Annotated in this window: 3 protein-coding genes; all 3 read left to right on the top strand. The window is 36.6% G+C overall.

What is annotated here, in order from left to right; translation table 11 throughout:
- The coding region (locus MRT15_RS12155; protein WP_304330557.1) for a sugar phosphate nucleotidyltransferase at nucleotides 1–841 on the top strand (841 nt) is incomplete at its 5' end.
- Nucleotides 837–1772 carry a UDP-glucuronic acid decarboxylase family protein gene (locus MRT15_RS12150; protein WP_369684986.1) on the top strand — a complete coding sequence of 312 codons (936 nt, stop codon included), beginning with the start codon at nucleotides 837–839 and terminating at the stop codon, nucleotides 1770–1772. The genes MRT15_RS12155 and MRT15_RS12150, both read left to right, overlap by 5 nt.
- A gap of 9 nt (nucleotides 1773–1781) precedes the next feature.
- A partial coding sequence (locus MRT15_RS12145; RefSeq protein WP_304330555.1) for a UDP-glucose/GDP-mannose dehydrogenase family protein occupies nucleotides 1782–3097 on the top strand: 1316 nt, incomplete at its 3' end.

The following is a 3097-nucleotide window of genomic DNA, read 5'->3' as shown; positions in this document are numbered from 1 at the left end:
GGTTAGGAAGGTTGTAATTACGGCTGGTGGGCTTGGTACTCGTCTGCTTCCTATGAGTAAAGAGTTGCCGAAGGAAATGATGCCGATATTTTTAAAGGGTATAAATGATGATATAATATTGAAACCGCTTCTTCAGGCGCTTTTTGAGCAATTTTATAGTGTTGGTTTTAGAGAGTTTTGTTTTGTGGTTGGTAGGGGTAAGAGGGCTATTGAGGATCATTTTACACCTGATTGGAAGTATGTGGAGTTATTGGAGGAGAATGGTAAGATTGCGTTTGCTAATGAGTTGAAATCTTTTTATGGTATGATTGAGAAGTCGAGAATTATGTGGGTGAATCAGCCTGAACCTAGGGGTTTTGGTCATGCTGTATTAATGGCTGAATCTTTTGTTGGTAATGATCCATTTTTTGTTGCTGCGGGAGATACGTATATAGCGTCGAATGATTTTATAGTGAATATGATTGATTTATTTTCTAATAAGCATCTTTCTGCGGTTTTGCTTCTTCAAAGGGTGTTAGATCCTAGTCAGTATGGTGTGGCTGTGGTTGATGGTGGGAGGGTTTTGAAGGTTGTTGAAAAGCCTAAGGAGTTTGTATCTGATTTAGCTATAATGCCTTTTTATATTTTTGACCCTGTTGTGATGAAAATAATTCCTCAATTAAAACCTGGTGTTAGTAATGAGATTCAATTAACGGATGCTATACAAAGATTGATTGAGATTGGTAGGGTTGAGGCTGTGTTCTTGAGTGATAATATTTTAAGATTTGATATTGGTACGCCAAGAACGTATTGGGAGGCAATAAAAGGTTCATATAAATTGGCTGGTGGTAAAGTTGATTGAGAATCTGTCTGGTAAAAGAATCTTAATTAGTGGTGGTGCTGGTTTTTTAGGTAGTCATTTGATCGAGAAATTAAAAGGGTGCGAGATCACAGTTATTGATGATTTTTCTACAACAGCAGTAAATTACTTACCAAGAAATGTTAAAATAATAAAAGAAGGAGTGGAACGTTTCACAACTAATGAAAAGTTTGATATAATTATACACATGGCTGCTAGACCATCACCTGATGATTATATGGAACATCCAGTAGAAACAATGCTTTCTAACTCTATTGGAACTTATAATATGCTTGAGATTGCAAGAAAAAGTGATGCTCTTTTCATGTATACATCAACATCAGAAGTTTATGGCGATTCAGAGATTATTCCCACTCCAGAAACATATTGGGGCAAAGTGAATCCAATTGGGCCACGTTCATGCTATGATGAATCCAAGAGATTTTCTGAAGCCCTTTGCATGTCATATTATAGAGAATATGGTTTAGATGTAAGAATACAAAGAATATTTAACACATATGGTCCCAGATTAAGGCATGATAGTAGTTATGGCAGGGTTATCTCTCGCTTCATTTATCAAGCATTAAAGGGGGAGGATCTAACAATACATGGGGATGGTATGCAAACACGAGCATTCCTCTATGTTGATGATTGGATTGATGCAACCTTAAGAATGTTAACACTTAAAAATTTAGCTGGTGAGGTCATTAACATAGGTTCAGATAAAGAAATAACAATACTTGAACTAGCAAATAAAATAATTAACTTAACAAGGAGCACATCTAAAATTAAGTTTTTACCTAGCAGACCTGATGACCCAAAAAGAAGGGCTGCTGACATTTCAAAAGCAAGAAAATTATTAAATTGGGAGCCAAAAACATCATTGGATGAAGGATTAGAGAAAACTATTAAATGGTTTAAGGAAAATATTTAGGTGATGAGCATGAACAAAATTACACTATCATTTTTTGGACTCGGTTACGTGGGATTAGTTTATGCTGCAGTATTCGCACATAAAAACATTCCAGTCATAGGATTTGATATTGATACAGAAAAACTAAATCTATTAAAATCTGGAAAATCCCCAATATTTGAACCAGGACTTGACGAACTAATAAAAACAGACATTGAAAAAGGTCTTTTAACCGTAACGGATGACCCCATAAAAGCAGTCCACAATTCTAATGTCACATTCATAACAGTTGGCACACCAAGCAACGAAGACGGAAGCATAGACCTCAAATACGTAATAGAAGCATCAAAAATGATAGGAGAAGCATTAAAAAATAAAGACGAATGGCACTTAGTAGTCATGAAAAGCACAGTCACACCCGGAACAACAAACGAAATCGTAAAAACCACAATAGAAAAAACCTCAAACAAAAAAGCTTACAAAGACTTCGGAATAGCAGTAAACCCAGAATTCTTAAAAGAAGGCAACGCAATAGAAGACTGCATGAACCCAGACAGAATAATAATAGGCGCAAACGATGAAAAAAGCGCCAAAATTTTAGAAGAAATATACCAAGACTTCAAAAGCCCAAAAATCATAACCAGCTTAGAAAATGCAGAATTAATCAAATACGCCAACAACGCATTCCTAGCAATGAAAGTCAGCTTCATAAACATGATAGCCAACCTCTGCCAAAAAATACCAGGAACAGACGTCGAAACAGTAGCAAAAGCAATAGGATTAGACAAAAGAATAGGACCACACTTCCTAAAAGCAGGAGCAGGCTGGGGAGGCTCATGCTGGCCAAAAGACCTCAAAGCACTCATAAAATTCGGAGAAAAAATGAACACAAAACTACCATTAGTAAACGCAACACTAGAAATCAACAACGAACAACCATACAAAATAATAGAACTAGCCGAAGAACTCATCGGCGAACTAAAAAACAAAAAAATCGCCATACTAGGACTATCATTCAAACCAAACACAGACGACATAAGAGACGCAGTCTCAATCAAAATCATTAAAACACTACTCAACAAAGGCGCACACATCACAGCCTACGACCCAGCAGCAATGAAAAACTTTAAAAAACTCTTCAACAACATCACATACGCCAACACCCCACTAGACTGCATAAAAGACGCCGACTGCGCACTAATAATAACCGAATGGGACGAATTCAAAAAACTCAAACCAGAAGACTTCACAAAACTAATGAAAAACCCAGCAATAGTAGACGGCAGAAGAATCTACAACCCACACGAATACACAAAACACACCAAATTCAAAGCCATAGGACTCGG

The organism is Candidatus Culexarchaeum yellowstonense, assembly GCF_024707025.1.
Classification (GTDB): Archaea; Thermoproteota; Methanomethylicia; order Culexarchaeales; family Culexarchaeaceae; genus Culexarchaeum.
The sequence above is the reverse complement of the archived record's forward strand: the minus strand, read 5'-3'. Positions and strand labels throughout refer to the sequence as shown.